Source organism: Schlesneria sphaerica, from assembly GCF_044336245.1.
GTDB classification, from domain to species: Bacteria; Planctomycetota; Planctomycetia; order Planctomycetales; family Planctomycetaceae; genus Schlesneria; species Schlesneria sphaerica.
Genome location: NZ_CP172346.1, coordinates 181,502 through 199,524 on the forward strand (window position 1 = coordinate 181,502; position 18,023 = coordinate 199,524).

Annotated in this window: 10 protein-coding genes; 8 read left to right on the forward strand and 2 right to left on the reverse strand. The window is 56.1% G+C overall.

Translation table 11 applies throughout. The annotated features are described in order from the left end of the window. The first annotated feature begins 57 nt into the window (after window positions 1–57). Window positions 58–1,032 (forward strand): hypothetical protein, encoded by a 975-nt coding sequence (locus ACGY09_RS00590; protein ID WP_397570081.1) that lies wholly within the window; start codon window positions 58–60, stop codon window positions 1,030–1,032. A gap of 177 nt (window positions 1,033–1,209) precedes the next feature. Then, window positions 1,210–5,397 carry an FtsK/SpoIIIE domain-containing protein gene (locus tag ACGY09_RS00595; RefSeq protein WP_397570082.1) on the forward strand — a complete coding sequence of 1,396 codons (4,188 nt, stop codon included), beginning with the start codon at window positions 1,210–1,212 and terminating at the stop codon, window positions 5,395–5,397. A gap of 152 nt (window positions 5,398–5,549) precedes the next feature. Here ACGY09_RS00595 and ACGY09_RS00600 read toward each other — a convergent pair whose 3' ends face one another. Further along, on the reverse strand, window positions 5,550–5,936 hold the full coding sequence (locus ACGY09_RS00600; protein WP_373652025.1) for a cupin domain-containing protein: 387 nt from the start codon (window positions 5,934–5,936) through the stop codon (window positions 5,550–5,552). Between the two features lie 394 nt (window positions 5,937–6,330). Between ACGY09_RS00600 and ACGY09_RS00605 the strand changes: the two genes are divergently transcribed. From ACGY09_RS00605 to ACGY09_RS00615, 3 genes are all read left to right on the forward strand, one after another. Beyond that, window positions 6,331–7,611 carry a Gfo/Idh/MocA family protein gene (locus tag ACGY09_RS00605; protein WP_397570083.1) on the forward strand — a complete coding sequence of 427 codons (1,281 nt, stop codon included), beginning with the start codon at window positions 6,331–6,333 and terminating at the stop codon, window positions 7,609–7,611. A gap of 84 nt (window positions 7,612–7,695) precedes the next feature. Further along, complete coding sequence (locus ACGY09_RS00610) at window positions 7,696–8,322, forward strand: hypothetical protein (protein ID WP_373652023.1); 627 nt, start codon at window positions 7,696–7,698, stop codon at window positions 8,320–8,322. A gap of 65 nt (window positions 8,323–8,387) precedes the next feature. Then, window positions 8,388–9,653, forward strand: a complete 1,266-nt coding sequence (locus tag ACGY09_RS00615; RefSeq protein WP_397570084.1) for a PQQ-binding-like beta-propeller repeat protein — start codon at window positions 8,388–8,390, stop codon at window positions 9,651–9,653. Window positions 9,654–9,882: 229 nt separating this feature from the next. Here the strand turns inward: ACGY09_RS00615 and ACGY09_RS00620 are convergent, their stop codons facing one another. After that, entirely contained in the window at window positions 9,883–13,887 is a 4,005-nt protein-coding gene (locus ACGY09_RS00620; RefSeq protein ID WP_397570085.1) for an autotransporter domain-containing protein, read from the reverse strand. A gap of 704 nt (window positions 13,888–14,591) precedes the next feature. Between ACGY09_RS00620 and ACGY09_RS00625 the strand changes: the two genes are divergently transcribed. The 3 genes from ACGY09_RS00625 to ACGY09_RS00635 all read left to right on the forward strand — a co-directional run bounded on the left by ACGY09_RS00625 (window position 14,592) and on the right by ACGY09_RS00635 (window position 17,992). Then, window positions 14,592–15,221, forward strand: coding sequence for a T6SS immunity protein Tdi1 domain-containing protein (locus ACGY09_RS00625; protein WP_397570086.1), 630 nt, complete (start codon window positions 14,592–14,594; stop codon window positions 15,219–15,221). Window positions 15,222–15,712: 491 nt separating this feature from the next. Beyond that, window positions 15,713–17,395 (forward strand): NCS2 family permease, encoded by a 1,683-nt coding sequence (locus tag ACGY09_RS00630; RefSeq protein ID WP_397570087.1) that lies wholly within the window; start codon window positions 15,713–15,715, stop codon window positions 17,393–17,395. Window positions 17,396–17,593: 198 nt separating this feature from the next. After that, window positions 17,594–17,992, forward strand: a complete 399-nt coding sequence (locus ACGY09_RS00635) for a hypothetical protein (protein WP_397570088.1) — start codon at window positions 17,594–17,596, stop codon at window positions 17,990–17,992. Window positions 17,993–18,023 lie beyond the last annotated feature (31 nt).

Below are 18,023 nucleotides of genomic sequence, written 5' to 3' on the forward strand. Positions count from 1 at the left end.
AAACGTTCAGCAGTCTAGAAACGGCACCGAACATTGGTCTGATAAAGAGGTTTTCCAATGCGAGTATTGATTGCGCTCTGTCTGGTTGGGTCCATCGCAGGTGCAGCCTGGATGGCGACGAATGCGTTAGCGCAGCCCCCCGGTGGACCTCCGGGCGGCACTCCGGGTAGTGGATTCCCTGGTGGGCCCCCCGGCCGTGCCCGGGAACGTGATCGTGGACGTCCGATCGGTATCCACAGTTCGGTCGAGCGAATGATGACGTTTGACGCGAACAAAGACGGCGAACTGATGAAGGAAGAAGTGACTGACACTCGACTGGTAGCACTATTTGAAAGTGCTGATGCCGACAAGGATGGGAAGCTCACGCGGGAGGAATTGACGACCTACCTGACGAAGGAGGCTGAGACTCTCCAAGACAACGGTCCCGCTTGGGACGGACCTCCCGGCGGCTGGCCAGAAGCCGGGGGGCCCGGAAGGCGTGGACCGGGAGGCACCGGTGGCGGGCCAGGGCCCCGTCCTCCGTTTGGGCCAGGTATGCACTTTGGACCCGCATTTCGTGGACCCCTCCCAATCGGCCAGATTATGCCTGAGCCGATTCAGGATTCTCTGAAGCTTTCCCCCCTTCAGAAACGTCGGATTGAAAACCTTCAGCGCAATGTCGATCGAAAGCTGTCGGAAATACTGACCGTTGATCAACTCGAGCAGTTCCACGAATTCAATCATCATGGACCGCGTGGTATGGACGGCATGATGGGCCCACCTCCTGGCCCACCACGCGGCCCTGGAGGGCCAGAAGGACCAGGTGGTCCGAGAGGGCGACGCGGTCCTCCCGATCGCGAAGGGCCTCCCGGAGGCAGACCCGAGAGGGACGAATTCGGGCCACCTCCGCGGCAACGTCCCCAAAATGGCGGACGGGGCACTGCAGCACCAGACGAGGACCGCAGGCTGCCAGAGGCCCCCTTGCCTGGAAAAGAACCCGAAGGTGCAGGAGGGTCCCCAGAGGCGAAGACAGAAGAGACTGTGCCGAACTGACGATCGGAGAACAGAGCCCTTTGGGGGCTCTGTTCGTTTGTGCTCTACCTTCCCAAACCTGAACGATTTGTCTGGGTGGACGCAGGGTGTAATGTGATGACAGGACTCGCACAGGGGGTTGTGCGATAACACTTTTCTGTGCGCCGGATTACCATGTTCGTGGGGATTTCGTGTGCAATGAAAAGTGTCCTGTCTCCAAGTGCTGAACGATCGTTACTCGGGCCGATTACTTTGTCTGACCAACTGAGTCTGGAAAACGAACGACAACTCCTGAAGAATCTGCTCGAACGAGTCAGTCACCGTTTGGCATGCGAACAGGAGATTGAAGCTCGCCACGCAGACGAAGCGCAATCCGAGCAAGAGCAGTATCAGAACGTCTTGCAACTGCTCACCGAGACTTATGAAAATGAACAGACGGAGCGGGAACAGTCATTTCGGTCACACTTGGCAACTCTGCATCAGCGGTGTGACGCAGATGCCAGCAAGATTCAATCTGACTATTCTTCACGCTTGACCCGTGCCGAAGACCGGCTGGCGAGTGAGACCGAACTTGCAGAGAAAGAGCGTGACGAAGCCGTATGGCTCGTTTCATCGCTCCTCGACGAAGACTCTGATGGCAGTCCTCTGGTTCGTCTCAAGCAGACCGAACGAGAGTTAACGGCGACCGGAAACGAGTTGACCGCAGGACTCAAGGGACTTGATGACGGTCACGACCGGGTGGTTCGATTTCTGCAACGGTGCCGCATCTGGAACGATCCGGGTGAGGTGACGCCCACCCTGCCCTTGTCGTCTGTTGAAGTGATGAAGTCAGCCTGTCTCGCTGAGGTCGCTGCGGCGGAACCTCTTCAACAGAGAATCCTGGCGCGACTTCTTCCTCGCCTGTTTGCAGGACCATTTCCGCTGCTTCTGTTCCTGCTGATTGCCGGCACGCTTTTTGGCTTGTTGTACGGTGTCGTTGATCCATCACTCGTGACTTTGAAGCTCAAGGCGACCGACCGTGACTGGATGTGGATTTGTGCAGGCGTTGCATCAGCGACCGGGTTAGTATTGATCATGTTTCTGCACCTTTATGCATCCCGTCGCACATACCCGGATTACGAGCAACTGGTCCAACATCGTGCGAATGCACATTACGCCTACTCGGTGTGGGACAAGGACGGCCGGTCAGAACTGAATACGCTCAGCGCTCAATGCGCGGATTTGAACGATCAACGGGCCAAACGCCGCGAGTCAGCAATTTCTGCGGCCGACAATAAGCTGACAACCCGGATTACCCAACTGCAACGCGAGTATATGGAGGCCGTCGATCAGGCCAACGCAACCTTTCCCGTGCTGCTCAGACAAGTCGAAGAATATCGGCAGAAGGAAACGGAAGCCGCGCAGCGTTCCTATCGGCTCGACATGGACGCCCTCCGTTTTCGTCGTGAATCCGATTTCCGTCAGTTACAGACAGAGTTTGACTCACGCGTCGCTGAGGGGCGTAATCGCTACCAGCAGGCCTGGCTCCAATTGATCCATACCTGGAAAACAGACCTCGCAAAACTGGGACAGCAAAGTTCCGGTCTACTCACGAAAGCAGATTCGTTGTGCCCTTCGTGGGAGTCCCTCGCCAGTAGAGAGGTCCCACCACCCGAGTCCTCCCCTGCGGTGCTGAGTCTGGGACGGATTGAAGTGGATCTCGACATGATCGATGGGGGAGTCTCGACCGATCCCCGCCTGTCGATTGATCAGCCCCGCTTTGACCTCCCTCTGCTGCTGCCGTTACAAGAGAGACCTTCACTGGTGCTGAAGGGGGCGGGCAGCGGTCGCGACGCGGCGGTGAGCGTCCTTCAGTCCACAGTCCTTCGTTTCCTGACATCGTTGCCGCCGGGTAAAGTCCGACTGACGATTCTGGATCCTGTCGGTCTTGGTGCTAACTTTGCGGCGTTCATGCATCTGGCCGACTACGATGAACTGCTCGTCTCGAGCCGGATCTGGTCTGAGCCCGCTCACATCGAGAAGAAACTTGGCGAGCTGACCGAACATATGGAAACGGTCCTGCAAACTTACTTGCGGAACGAGTTTCCGACGATCGACGACTACAACCAGTTTGCGGGAGAAGTTGCCGAGCCGTATCGCTTGCTGGTCATTGCCAATTTTCCCGCAAACTTCACGGACGTCGCACTGCGTCGACTGGTCAGTATTGCTGAGGGGGGCCGCCGCTGCGGTGTCTTTATCCTGATGAGCGTCGATCAGTCGCAAGAGCTTCCCCGCAGCTTCTCACTAGCAAACCTGGAAAAATCAGCCACCGTACTGCAGTGGAAGGGTGATGGATTCCGCCTGACTGACAGTGACCTTGCTGCCTGGCCGCTGGCCCTTGAATTGCCTCCCCCCTCAGAGGTGTTTGGCCAGATTGTACGATCCGCAGGAGAGCTGGCTCGTGATGTGCGAAGGGTGGAAGTTCCCTTCTCTCGAGTCGCGCCGCAGGACAGCGAACTCTGGAAAGGTGATAGCCGCAAGGGAATCGATGTTCCGATTGGTCGGGCCGGAGCCACCAAACTGCAGTATTTGCGGCTGGGAAAAGGAACTTCGCAACATGTGCTGATCGCCGGAAAAACGGGATCGGGCAAATCGACGCTGCTTCACGCACTGATCACAAATCTTTCATTGTACTATAGTCCGGCCGAGGTGGAGTTTTATCTGATCGACTTCAAGAAAGGGGTCGAGTTCAAGGTTTACGCTGAAGAGCAGCTTCCTTCTGCTCGCGTGATTGCGATCGAGAGCGACCGTGAATTTGGTGTGAGCGTTCTGCAGCGACTGGATGCACTTTTACGAGATCGGGGTGAGCGGTTCCGTGCTGCACGAGCTCAGGATATCGCTGCCTTCAGGGATGCGCGCCCCGACGTCGTAATGCCCCGAACGTTGCTGCTGATCGACGAGTTTCAGGAGTTCTTCATCGAAGACGATGCGCTGTCGCAGCAGGCGTCGTTGCTGCTGGACCGGCTGATTCGACAGGGGCGGGCCTTCGGTGTGCACGTGCTACTCGGATCGCAGACTCTGGCCGGTGCATATTCCCTCGCACGAAGCACTCTCGGGCAAGTGGCCGTGCGCATCGCCTTGCAATGCAGTGAAACCGATGCGCATCTGATCCTGAGTGAAGAAAACACAGCGGCACGCCTGCTGACTCGACCGGGCGAAGCGATCTACAACGACGCTAACGGACTGGTCGAAGGAAACCATCCATTTCAGGTTGTCTGGCTTGATGAAGACGAGCGTGGGCAACGATTGAAGTGGATCCGCGAAGCGGCCAATATGCCGAACGAAGCGTCGGGACGTGATCCTCACGACACGACCAGCGGCATTTCGCCGCTGGTGTTTGAAGGAAATGTTCCTGCAGACATCAAGTCCAATCGACGTTTAACGCGACTGCTAGCGAAAAGTCGATTGGTGTCCCCTGCACTGGGGGCCGAGCGACAGCAGATCCCGGAACCATGGACCTGCTGGATTGGTGATTCGGTTGCGATGAGTGGACCCATCGAATTGAGATTTGGGCTTCGCGAAGGGGCGAATATTCTGATCGTCGGCAGGGACGACACGATGGCGCTGGGGGTGATGGCCGCAAGTGCGCTTGCGCTTTGTGCACAGGCCGCGGGACACGGACTTCATACTCACACTGTCCATCTGCTCGATGGAAGTTTACCGAACAACGCCTCTGTTCAAACCTGGCAGCAGTTAGTGTCGCTCTGGAATCGGCCATCTTCCAGGGACTCTGCGGCGAAACGCGAGAACATTCCCGAACACGCCAGCCTGATGCGAATCGCGTCTCCTCGTGATACAGCGACGGTCATGATTGACATTCTGGCCGAATTGCGTCGACGGGCGGATGAACCGGGCCCCCCCATTTTCCTGTTCGTTTATGACCTGGCACGGTTCCGCGATCTACGCAAATCAGAAGACGACTTCGGATTTGGGGCGAGCAGCGATAAACCGACGAACTCGGCTCAGGTCTTCGGCGAAATTTTGCGCGATGGACCTTCTGTCGGCATCTTCACGCTGGCCTGGGTCGATAGTTACGCAACGGCTCAACGCTGGTTGGCACGCGACCAGATGAACCGATTCGAACACCGGATTCTCTTTTCGATGAACGCGAATGATTCCGCCAGCCTTGTCGATAGCCCGCTGGCGGGAAGACTGGGAGAAAACCGAGCGTTGCTGTATCGCGGTGACCTGGGAACGCTTGAGAAGCTTCGCCCTTATTCCCCTCCCGCAGCGGAGTGGCTCGAAAGCTACGTGGACCGCGAATCTCGTGAGTCTTCGCCAGGGCTGGAACTGGAGGACACGGGTGCGGACCCGGTCGGTCACTCGGCACCCGAAGGTCATTCATGAGGGCGAATTGCGGTAACGGCGAGGGGGGCTTCGTCTGTCCCCCGTTCGCGCGCAGCGTGTGGCCGATTAACACCAACAAAACCCTGGCGAGACAATGAAGTTCGGTTGGTCGGGGTTCAACTTCCTGCTTGCGCTGATTTCAGGCCGACAGATTACTGGTTGCCGGCGGGCTTTTCAGCGCCTGAGTCAAGCGGCGGGATGTAGTGATTGGCCAAAGCGGCGTAGTCTTCGCGGACGGGGCTGAAAACGTCCATCACCAGACACGGACCATTAACGGCCACCGCGCGGTGGGGAACATTCGGCGGAATCAGGAACATTGATCCTGCTTCGCAAATTCGAGTCTCGTCCCCAATCGTCAACTGCATGGTTCCCCGGATCAGCATTCCCCCCTGTTCGTGGGGGTGTGAGTGCAGCGGAACTTCTGCCCCGTCCTCCATTTCCAGATATGACAGCATCATGTTTTCGCCGAACGGAGTTCGCATGCGACATCCGGGTACCGGTTCGATGGCAGGAAACTGTGAGATATCAATGAAACCCATTTGGGACTCCGGGGGCAGGCACCGTGGACTGGTTCCAGGAATGTCGTCAAAGGACCGGAAGGCATGCTATCGCGAGAAAACTTGATTCACAATTCCGTCATGGCGTTAACGCGACGTCGCACCGATCCCATTCGATTTCTTTCGATCTTTAGATTCATCGTGGTTGATCCATCGGAAATGAAAGGAAAAGCGTCCGAGGATCGTCCGTTCCTACCGCAAACTGCGCAAGCATTCCTCTGCAACTTTTCGGACCATTCATCAGCAATTTCTTTCCTGTATGACTTCGACTTTTCGCATCAAGCCGCAATGATGTTGTCGCCGCTGAGGACAGGGCAATTTCGTCGTTGATTTACGTCGTTGGTCATTTGTGAACCTGCTTGCCGAGGATTCCATTATGTGTGCGATCGACCGCCGTGAGTTTTTCCAGACTTCTTCGACACTGGCAGCAGCGGCAGTCCTTGCACCGGCGCTTTTCACCTCAGCCGCCGCTCAGGAAAGTACTGAGCGCGAACTGTCGGTGGGAGTGATCGGAACCGGCCGTGGAATGGCTCATGCAAACGCCGCGTTGAATGCAGCGGGAGTCAAACTTGATTACGTCTGCGATGTAGACCAAAACCGCCTGGCGCTCGCGATGAAAACCGTCGAAGGTCGCGGAGCCAAGCCGCAGGGAATCACTGATTTCCGCAGAATGCTCGACGATCCCAAACTGGCCGCAGTGTTCATTGCGACCTGCAATCATTGGCACGCACCTGCGACCATTCTCGCTTGCACTGCCGGTAAGCACGTCTATGTGGAAAAGCCGGGGAGCCACAACGCGCGTGAAGGGGAACTGATGGTTCAGGCCGCTCGGAAGAACCAGCGACTGGTTCAGATGGGAAATCAACGCCGTACGTGGCCGGCAATTCGAGAAGCCATCCAGAAGCTTCACGATGGAGTCATCGGAAAAGTTCTGTTTGCACGGTGCTGGTACACCGCGGATCGGACCTCGATTGGTCGCGGCAAAGTGGTTCCTGTTCCGGACTATCTCGATTATTCGCTGTGGCAGGGCCCCGCTCCTGAACGTCCCTACCTTGATAACCTGGTTCACTACAACTGGCACTGGCGCTGGCATTGGGGGGGTGGGGAACTGGCGAACAATGGTATCCATACACTCGACGTGGCCCGCTGGGGTCTGGGTGTCGACTACCCGACGCAGATCAGTTTCCTCGGGGGCCGGTACCATTACGACGATGATCAGGAAACCCCTGACACGGGGGTTGCGGTCTTTCATTTCGGCGACAAAGGGTGCAGTTGGGAGGTGAGCAGTTGTCTTCCACGTCGCGACGAAAAGCTGGCCTCTGTCATTTTCTATGGAACGGAAGGAAGCCTGCATATCATCGATCCCGGCTACAAGATCCTGGACGCGAAAGGCAAAGAAATTGACAAAGGAAGCGGTATTGGAGGTGAACAGGAACACATCCAGAATTTCCTTTCAGCAGTTCGGACTGGTGCACCCCTGAATTCGGAAATCGAAGTTGGTCAGCGCAGCACCCTGCTTTGTCATCTGGGAAATATCTCATACAAACTGGGACGCATGTTGCGATTCGACCCGGAAACGAAATCGATTGTCGGGGACGAAGAAGCGACTGCACTCTGGGGACGCGAGTATCGCAAAGGATGGGAGCCCGTCGTGTGAACTGAAGGTACCCTTTGAGCGTTCTTCTCCAGGGAAGCTGCTGATAATCCAACCATGGGTCGCCGACAATTTTAGAGCGGAATTATGTCAACCAACGAATTTGATGGGTCACCGAAGACCTGGCCTCCTCTGGGAATGCCCACAGGAAGTGTTCGCGCGCTTCTGGTCCTGCTGGTGGTGGGTGTGGTCATCCTGAAACTGGCTCGAAACGATGCATTCGATCGAGAGCAGGATCTTTTATGGTTCGTGACGCTGCTGATCTCTTTGACGCACTACTTCGCGTCTCGACGATTCATTGCTCTTTCGTCCGATGTTCGGCGCGAATTAGAGGAAGACGGAATCATTGAACGAGAGCGTAACCCGCTCTTCCTGCCGCGAAACACGATTCGGATCGTGATCGTCGGGGCCTTCGGCTGGCTGGGTTACCACCTCTACACGCAGCATCGGCTCACCGATCATCATGCTGCATCACTACTGGGAATGATGGCCGCATTTCTGCTGGGGGTGACGGTTCGCACCATCAGCAACTGGTGGAATCGCCGCCGGGTCCGCACGTCAGGGACCTGGGGTGATCTGAAGGCGCTGGCTGCGCTGCTTCTGGTTCTGCTCGTCGCCGTCCCTGAATTTCTGGGTGGCGAAAGCAGAGGATTTCCTCCGGAATTCCACCGAGTCGCTCTTGGCTTTATGTTGTTTTACTTTGGCTCCCGGTAACGATTGATCCTTTAAGTGCATCTCTGGGCTTTTTAACTATGCGACGACTGATAACGGCAGGTGTAATGGCAACAGCGGGCCTGATGGCCTTTCTGTCGGGTCTGGCAAACGAACCTCAATCGAAGGCCGGACAAGAGACATTCCAGTTCGCGAAAGACGACTGGCCCTGGTGGCGCGGGCCGCACCGAAACGGCGAAGCGGCGGCTGACCAGTCACCCCCGCTCACCTGGAGCGACACCAAGAACGTTGTCTGGAAGGTCGAAATCCCCGGAAAGGGGCACGGCTCCCCGATCCTCGTCGGCGATCGAGTATTTCTGCTGACCGCCGAACATGACAGTGAATACCAGTCCGTCCTCTGCCATGATCGCAAAAGCGGAAAGCAGCTCTGGAAAACCGAACTGCACCAGGGTGGATTGAACCTCAAGGGGAACACGAAAAGCACCCTGGCCAACTCAACCATGGCCTGCGACGGCGAACGCGTATTCGCGACGTTTCTGCATGATGGTGCCATCTATGCCAGTGCGCTTGACCTCGAAGGAAAACAGCTCTGGCAGACGAAAATCACCGACTACATCCTTCATCAGGGATTTGGTTCATCGCCCACGGTGTATGGTCCGCTGCTGATTGTCTCGGCCGATAACAAAGGGTCCGGTGCGATCGCCGGACTCGACCGAAAAACGGGAGAGATCGTCTGGAAGCAGGGCCGGCCCAAGCTGCCCAACTACACGTCGCCCATCATCCTGCATGTCGCGGGAAAGGATCAGTTGATCTTCAGCGGATGCAACCTCGTCACCAGCTTTGAACCTCTCACCGGTGAAAAGCTCTGGGAGATCAAAGGATCTACGGAAGAGTGTGTCACGTCGACAGTCACAGACGGCCAACTGATCTATACCAGTGGTGGATATCCCCGAAACCACCTGAGTGCGATTCGGGCAGACGGCTCGGGCGAGACGGCGTGGGAAAATGGAAGCCGCGTTTACGTTCCGTCGATACTTCACAAAGATGGTTACCTCTACGCCGTTCTGGATGCAGGAGTCGCCATCTGCTGGAAGAGCGACACCGGCGAAGAGAAATGGAAGCAACGGATCGAAGGGACCTTCAGTGCCTCGCCTGTTCTCGTTGGCGACAAGATCTTCGCAACGAACGAAACAGGAACGACCTACATCTTCAAAGCAACACCCGAAGGTTTCGAAGACCTCGGTGAGAACAAGCTGGAAGATGAGGCTTTCGCGACACCCACAATTTGTGGCAACCGCATTTATTTCCGCGTTGCGTCACTCAAGCATGGCCACCGTCAGGAACTGCTGTACTGCCTGAGTGAAGACAAGTAACCGGTCACCAGGCGAATCCGAATTTCCGTCGTATCGTCATCCCCCACTGACCTTGTCGTCGACAAAAGTCAGTGGGGGATTTTGTTTGAACACCTACGGGGGTGTGTACTGGCCTTCTCACGAAACGACTCACACGCCAAACGCTACGGCGGCGGTTCGTGATACGATTCTGGACTTCGACTGCGCGAACCCGCAGTCGAAAGAACGACAGGCATGGATCATCAGCGTCTCACCATGAGTACTGCAGCCCTCCGGAGCCGATCACGGCTGAATACCGCGTGGCAAACTGTCCGTCGACCGCTGCGTAGACGCTGAAGCGGTCCGTGAAGTAGGCCGTCCCGTTCAATGACAGCAGGCCGAAGTCGCGCCCGGTGCTGTTTCCTGCCGTGGCGAACTGGACGGTGGGGGCCCCGGCGAACGACGACGACACCATCTGTGTTCCGTTCCCCCATTCGTGCTGATAGCTGGCGGCAAACGATGGAACGAATAGCACATCCCCCCACATCCGTTCGTCGTAGACTCTCGCTCCGAAACTGTTCCGGACGCTGTTGATCGACTGACCATCTGTTCGCAGGCTGAGACTGCCCGCCCCTGATTCGTTCACACCCTGCTGATCGATGTAGACGTATTGGAATCCAATGAAGGGCTGAAGCCGCAGTTCGTCGAAATCGAGGTTAATGCCCCCCTCGGTATAGTGAGACCATTGATTGCCACGACTTGTACCGGTGGCGGTGCGGTGAATGTCCCCCAGATTCATCGGGCGTGAAAGGTCATAATTGTTGTTCCCGTAGAAGTCCATATTCGAGAGATAGGCTTCTTCACCACGAATCAACTCGTACAGACCGACTTGATAGGAATTGATTTGTGCTGTGGAACTGTTCAGTCCGTTGTCGACCGACGTCCCGGCATAGCCACCAAGCAGACCAACCAGAAACCGTTCACCAAGCCACCGCTCGACACCGAACAAGGTCCCGCCGAGGCGGTAGTTGGATCCACCCGCGTTCCCATCGCTGGAAATACTGCCACCCAGGCCGTAGCCTTGAGCCCATGTCGACCACGGAGATGTCGCGGGAGGGAATACTCCCGCTGGATTGTGGCCCTGAGCAAATTCGTTGGCCTGGCTGGAAACGAGCCGCAAGGGACTAGAAGTTTGTGCGACCGCTGACGCCATGACACCGGGTGACTTGAGGCGAGCCAGTCGGTTACTGATCAGTTGAAGCTGGACCGTAGAGGTCTGCTTTTCGATCGTGGTCAGCGAGGGGTACAGGTCTGCGGAAAGCTGATTGAGTGCGTACTGCACACCGCGAGGATTGACCAGCGTCAGGTGGGTAATTGCGTCAGCGTAATCTCCGGTCGCCGACCCGCTGGAGTAGTCAATGACCGACGCCAGGATTCTCTGGTTGGTGGTTCCGGCATAGGGCGACAGGTTTGAAGTGACCGTCAATGTGATCTTGTCGTCTGAATAGTCAGGTGAAAAAGTAATAAGCTGGTTCGTCTGCGTCGCGAAGATGCCGTCGTAATGTCCCTCAATTCCCTCCTCAGCCCGGAGAAGTTCATATGTCTTGCCGACGTTCAGCACGGAATTTCCCAGGTTCAGATTCAGCTTCGTCCCTGACTCGATCTCGGCAGTTCCTTTCACGATGATGAGATCACTGCCCGTCGCATTCAGATCCGCGACATAGCTGCTGCCTGTTTTTTGAGTCAGATCTCCCTGGATCGTCAGTGGGGATCCAATGGTGCCGGATGCGATTGTGCCCCCGGCTTTGATTGTCGTATCTCCCACTTTGCCGGCACCCATCAGTTTGGCACCGTTTTCGACATCGACGGCGCCGACGATCGATCCATTGACGATCAGGGTACTTCCGTCTCCCACTGTTGTGGTGCCGGTGTAGGTATTCAGTGACTGAAAGACAACGGGCCCCGTCCCTGCGATCTCGACGTCACCGTCACCGGAAATCGTGCCGGTGAACAGGCCTGACGTGCTCTGATGGAAACGTAGCAGCCCACTGTTATCAATCGCTCCCTGCAAACTGCTCGTCGTTCCAATCAAGGTGCTGTCTGCATGGATTGCAGTGCCGCCAAGATAGGTGTTTGTCCCCGAGAACGTGACCGGGCCCGCGCCCGTGATCAAGACGGCGCCTGAACCTGCCATGTTCCCAGCATAGGTGCTTCCGAAGTTCTGGTCGAACGTTACGAGACCATCGTTTGCAATCGCCCCTTGCACGCTGTTCGTGGTCCCAATCAGCGAACTGCCATGATCGATATAGGTCCCGCCGGTGTAAGTGTTCGTCCCGGTGAACCGAATGGGAGTGATCCCGCTGATCTCAACGCCACCTGTTCCCGACATGTTTCCGGAATACTCGCCGGTCTGATCAGAACCGCTGGGGAAAGTCATACTTTCCAGCCCCAGTGAATTATTGAACTGAACGAAACCGTTATTGGTGATGTTTCCTTGAATGCCTCGCGTCGAGCCTGCCAGCGTAGCACCGCTCTTGACGGTGGTGCCGCCGATGTAGGTGTTCTGTCCGGTGAAGGCCGTGATCCCAGGTCCTTCCACTTCTACGTGTCCGGATCCCGAAATAGCGCCTTCGAAAATGTTCGACACGGGCGGAAGGTACCCGGGCGCCACACGGTAAATCGGCGGAGTCACTGAGGGACCTTCCACGGTGACCTGCTGGAGTTGAAAAGGACTGGGAATACTCTTGAAGACAAGCGTCCCGTCGTTATCAATTGATCCCTGCAGACTGCTGGCGTTGCCAATCAGAGTGCCCCCGTCTTCAACCTTTGTTCCGCCGGTGTAGGTGTTGTTACCGGTCAGATTGATTGCAGCACTCATGGCAACCGTGAGGCTTCCCTTCCCCGACATGTCTCCACTGTAGGTTCCGTTTCCGCCCGCGATGAATTGGACGGAGCCCTCGTTGTGGATCGTACCATGCAGGCTCTTGGCGGTTCCCAGCAGCGTACTTCCTTCTTCGGTGGTGGTACCCCCGGTGTAACTATTAAGTCCCGTGAAGACGACGGGGCCGCTGCCGCTGATGAGGACCTTCCCCGATCCAGAGATATTTCCGCTGAATGCGCCTGTTGCGACCTGATTGAACTCGACTGTTCCGTCGTTCTCGATGGCACCATGCAGGTTCGCAGTCGTTCCGATCAGGGTGCTGCCGGTATCAATGGATGTCCCACCCGTGTGAGAGTTCGGTGCCGTAAACGTGATTGGACCGCTTCCACTAATCTGGACGTGGCCCGTCCCTAAGAACGTCCCCTTGAAGGTTCCCGCCTGCTGCTGATCAAACTGCACCGTCCCGTCAGTGAGAATCGGACCCTGCAGACTGTCGGTTGAACCAATCAACGTACTTCCCGCATTCACCAACGTGCCGCCGTCATACGCGTTCAGGCCGGTGAAAGTAACGGGCCCACTGCCGCTGATCACGACGCCGCCATGGCCGTAAATAGAGCCGGAATAGGTGCCTGCCGTGTCTTGATTGAACTCCAGCTTTCCAAAATTCAGAAAGTTACCTTGGAGGCTGCTGGTCGTTCCTGTGAGAGAGGCTCCTTCGGCGATGTACGTCCCATCGGAATAAGTGTTCGTTCCGATGAACGTGACGGGGCCTTCGCCCAGGATCTGAACACTACCGTTACCCGACATATTCCCACTGTAGTTCAGCGGGTTCGGTGAATCGAAGGCAACGACCCCGTTGTTGAGGACATCGCCTTTGAGGCTGCCCGTTTTATCGACCAGAGTTCCACCGTTTACCGTGACTGGCTGGCCTGCATTGATGACATTAAAGCTATGCAGTTCCAGGGTCCCTTTGTTAATGACGAGTGGCTGGAACAGGGAATTTCCATCCACCGTTTTTGAATTGCCTGCCAATTTCACGACGGAGTCGCTGGCAATGTTGAGCGACTGCTGCGTCATCGTGAAGTTGTTCAGGAAATTGAGCGTGTAGTCTTTGTCCGGATTGGTATCAACGGCCTGAATCGCGTTGAGGAAGTCGGCCGAGGTGCCGATATCGAGAGTCTCTGCGAAACTGAATTGGCCGGCGCAGAATGCGACCATCATCGCAGCGACGGGGTGCAGCAGGTGAGTTCGCTTCCAAAACCCACGGCGCATGACGTGGCGACTGAGTGATGCATTCTTCGTCAGAGACCCGTGGTTTCCGCCGCGTAGATTCATTCGAATTGCTTTCGCCTCTCGCAACTGCATTTGATCGACGAGCCCAAGTGACTCAACCATTCAAAGGATGCAGCGGCGCGTTGTCCCCTTTCGACTTCACAGTCCACATCAGCGTTTTATGAAGGGAACCGAAGAGGATCAACGCGACTTTCATGCCGGACTAAACCGTACGAGCAGGCTCTGGTTCGCTGCAAATTCGCACCTTTTCTACACATACCAACGACGCATCAGCAGACGCTTTCTGAAACTCGCAGTTCTCTTACTCAAGCGAATTCATGTCTGCTGCCGCTTCTCCGGCGGGAACTGCCGCTCGTTGCCTGCGTCTCTGACGCCCCTCGTTCGTCCGGCCGGTGATTCCGGCAATCGATTCGCTCGTTACTTCACTGCAGCAATCCTGCATCGTGCGGGTGGCGGCTAAGCGGACTGTCGACTCTGTCTGTGATCGTGTCGCGCAGGGAACGTTTCCAGAAGATTCTCACAATATAGCGATAGCTGCGACGATCTTCGGATTGTGCATCTGAAACACACTCTATCAACCATGAATGCCGAGCTTGAGTTGTACAGTGGGTTCAAGGAATTAGTAAAAGCTCATCCCCGAAAGCTTAAAGCAAGCTGAAATTTCCTTACCGGAAGCAGGGGAACAATGCTATGGCACATGCTGGATTGTCACTTACTGATTGCAATCCCCCAAGTCCTTCTGGATGATGCTATGGTGACTGCGGACGAACGTGAGGTCGAGTTCATCCAGTACCGGGAGGCGCCTGATGCGGAAGTTTGAGGAAGTCTATACGTGCGATGATGCGGGGCTGGCTACACCTCCCGAGACGGCTCTGCTAGACAAGGTTGAACTGCACGCCACTGGCATTAAGTCGTTCTTTGACAAGTACAGCGGCATGACATTCAACAAAGGGATTTTCCGGGTCTTCCCTTTGGATCAGGTAAAGAAATGGACATTGATTGCGGAAGAGATGTTTCCCGAGTTAAAGGGGAAGCTTCTGGTGATTGCCTCGGATTGGAGAGGGCAGGTTTATGCCCTCAACACAGGCCGCAAGGATGGCGACCAGTTTCAGATTCAGTTGCTGGATCCTGCGACGAATGAAAATCTGAATGTCCCTGCAACGTTTGAGGGGTTCCTTGATGTTGAACTGGTGGATTACGCGAACGAATCGTTGCAGGTCGAACTCTTCGAAGACTGGATTGCGAATCATGGCCCTGCTCCCGCGGCGAAAGAATGCGTTGCGTACATTAAGCCATTAAGACTGGGGGGAATCGACGATCCCTCCAACCAGGAAATCACTGATATGGAGGTTTACTGGTCTTTCAGTACCCAAATCAGGCAGCAGATCGATGGTCTGCCAGAAGGGACCCGGATCGACCGAGTTGACTTGGCATAGTTGGCCGTAAACGTTGCATTGCGGCGTGTATGCGATTTCAAACTTGAACTGGGAATCGGGACCGGTCGTCGGGGGATGACGTTCCTGGTCGGAATGCTCGATCGGGTGGATTTTGCGTCCCCGGGAATGCACGAGCCGAATTACGCCCGCGTGAATCACCAGAACCAGGGTATCCGACTCCCCTTGACGGGGACTGACGTGATGTCCGCGCACGGGCGATCTCGATCTACTGAGCCCTCATTTCAAAATCAAAGGGCCAACCTGCACCTGCCTCATCCGTCATCCCCCGAATAGTCTGATTCAATGTCGGTTCTCTCGCATCTGTTTCTTTCCATTGATATTCTGCGACGGTCTGTGAACGTCCTGTCGACGCGGAATTGAGGTGGCTCGACCTCAGTTCCTCTTGCTCGCGAACTCGTTGGACTCGTTCAATAAGGCTCCGCCTCAGCAGACTGGTCTGGAATCCGCCCTCCGCTGATTGGAAGAAACACTTGACGCAGCAATATCCTTTTTTCGTTCGTCGTGACCTGGACGGCTTTTTCGGGCTTTTTGTCGACAATCTGATTCAACTGTTGTTGATTCTGGCCCTCTGCAAAGGGCTGTGCGGGATGACAGGTGACGGTGCTTACCTGCTGTATCAGCATATCCTGCCTGGGGCGGCGATCAGCATCCTGATCGGAAACGTGTTCTACGCCTGGCAGGCGCGACGGCTGGCGTTGAAAGAGGGTCGCGACGATGTGACCGCACTCCCCTATGGAATCAACACCCCCTCATTGCTGGTCTATGTCTTCTTCGTGATGAATCCCGCCTTCGGGAAAGCACTGGGTGAGGGGCAGACTCCCGAGGCTGCTGCGCGATTCGCGTGGGAGATGGGTCTCGTCGCGTGTCTGGGAAGCGGATTGATCGAGTTCTTCGGGGCTTTTGTTGCTGAGGCCGTGCGGCGGCGGACCCCACGAGCGGCATTGCTGTCGACACTGGCCGGCATCGCGATTGGCTTCATTTCGATGAGCTTCGCGCTGCAGATCTTCCAGAAGCCACTGATTGCGATGCTGCCGCTGGCGATTGTGCTGATCACCTATTTTTCTCAGGTGCCGTTTCCGTTTCACCTGCCTGGTGGATTGGTCGCCGTGGTACTGGGAACGGGGATCGCCTGGCTGATGGCGGGACTGGCTGCCGTATTTCCGGCGACCGTTCCGTGGATGACTGAGTCGACCATGAATCTTCAGGCTGTGCAGGAAGCGACGAAACAACTGAGCTTCTATGTTCCCGCATTCGCAGGGGGGGCGATTCTGGCACGACTGGCGGATCCCGGTCAGTGGATCGGGCTGCTTTCCGTCATCATCCCGATGGGCCTGTTTAATCTGATCGGCAGTCTCCAGAACATCGAGTCGTCAGAAGCAGCAGGGGATAAGTACGATACCCGCTCATCACTGGCCGCAAACGGCATCGGAACGATCTGTGCCGCCTTCTTCGGCAGCTGCTTCCCCACAACGATCTACATCGGTCACCCGGGCTGGAAAGCACTGGGTGCTCGCGCGGGATACTCGACACTGAATGGAATCGTCGTTACGGCGATCTGCCTGACGGGGGCCGTCAGCCTGATTGAAAGCCTGATTCCGATTGAATCCGGCATTGCGATTGTGTTGTGGATTGGAATCATCATTACCGCGCAGGCATTCTCGGCTGTACCTCGCGAACATGCTCCCGCAGTGGCGGTTGGGTTGTTTCCCGCGATTGCGGCCTGGGGCTTTACTGTAACGCAAGGAGCGATCTTCAAATCCGGAGGGAAGACGCTTCAAGAGATGCTGGTTGATCCACGTGCCAACGTGAACGACTTTGTGCTCCATGGGATGATCTCACTTCAGCAGGGTTACATCTTCACGTGCATGATTCTGGCCGCGATCTCGGCCTTTCTGATTGATCGCAAGTTTTTCGTCGCCGGAGTCTGGTCTCTGTTCGGAGCGTTCTTCGCGGCGATCGGGCTGACCCATGCTTACCAGCTCAACGGGAACGTGGTGGATTTTCTATTTGCGTTCGCCCGACCTGTAGTGGAGTCGGCGACGATATACCGCTCAGGGAACGTTGCCGTCGGGTATCTCTTGATGGCAGTGGTCTTTTTCGCGTTCGGCCGCTACTTTGCCGGAAAGGATGATCAGGAACGTATCGCGCATTGAGCGGGATGGTTGGTTCTCCGGTTGAAGATTGTTCGTTGGAACAGCCTGTCGTCGCGGGGCGATGCAGGGACTGAAGTCACGTGCCCGCCAAGGAAACTCGTTTGCTGGCGCACAAAAGCAGCGGACGACCCGTGCGCGAGGCAGACAATTTCGGTTGGGCCTGGACTACGTTCGGTTTGGAATCTCGAAAGTTTGGATATGCAATTGTTTGAAGAAATCGTCACGTCCCGCAAGAACTGGCTGAATGACGTCCTACGTCCCTGGTGCGGTCAGGCCTCCCGGAAGGAATTATTGAAGGCCGAAGCGGAATGGGTGGATCTGGCAGGTAAGGTCGATCCTGAAAAGACGCTGTGGCTGTGGGCCTGGTCCCGTTTCCCGGAACTGGTCCATGAAAGTCTGGGAATCGAAGAGACCTCTGAAGTGGAAGTCCGGCTTCAGGACGGGCGCATCTTCATTGGCTTTCCAAATTCACGGAACAGCCAGCGTGGTGAACTGGCACTGCTGGGAGGAGAGATCTCTCACGACGGGCCTCCAGCCGAAGTGGGACCGTTCTCAATCGATCAAATTGTCGCGGTTCGTCGACTGTTTTCTTTCTGAGAAAGTGCTGGACGAAAAACAAGCCAGGTAC

Coding starts and splice junctions, on each gene's coding strand:
- ACGY09_RS00635 (WP_397570088.1), top strand. CDS start 17,594: ATGCAATTGTTTGAAGAAATCGTCACGTCCCGCAAGAACTGGCTGAAT.
- ACGY09_RS00600 (WP_373652025.1), bottom strand. CDS start 5,936: ATGGGTTTCATTGATATCTCACAGTTTCCTGCCATCGAACCGGTACCC.
- ACGY09_RS00605 (WP_397570083.1), top strand. CDS start 6,331: ATGTGTGCGATCGACCGCCGTGAGTTTTTCCAGACTTCTTCGACACTG.
- ACGY09_RS00625 (WP_397570086.1), top strand. CDS start 14,592: ATGCGGAAGTTTGAGGAAGTCTATACGTGCGATGATGCGGGGCTGGCT.
- ACGY09_RS00620 (WP_397570085.1), bottom strand. CDS start 13,887: ATGGTTGAGTCACTTGGGCTCGTCGATCAAATGCAGTTGCGAGAGGCG.
- ACGY09_RS00615 (WP_397570084.1), top strand. CDS start 8,388: ATGGCAACAGCGGGCCTGATGGCCTTTCTGTCGGGTCTGGCAAACGAA.
- ACGY09_RS00590 (WP_397570081.1), top strand. CDS start 58: ATGCGAGTATTGATTGCGCTCTGTCTGGTTGGGTCCATCGCAGGTGCA.
- ACGY09_RS00610 (WP_373652023.1), top strand. CDS start 7,696: ATGTCAACCAACGAATTTGATGGGTCACCGAAGACCTGGCCTCCTCTG.
- ACGY09_RS00595 (WP_397570082.1), top strand. CDS start 1,210: ATGAAAAGTGTCCTGTCTCCAAGTGCTGAACGATCGTTACTCGGGCCG.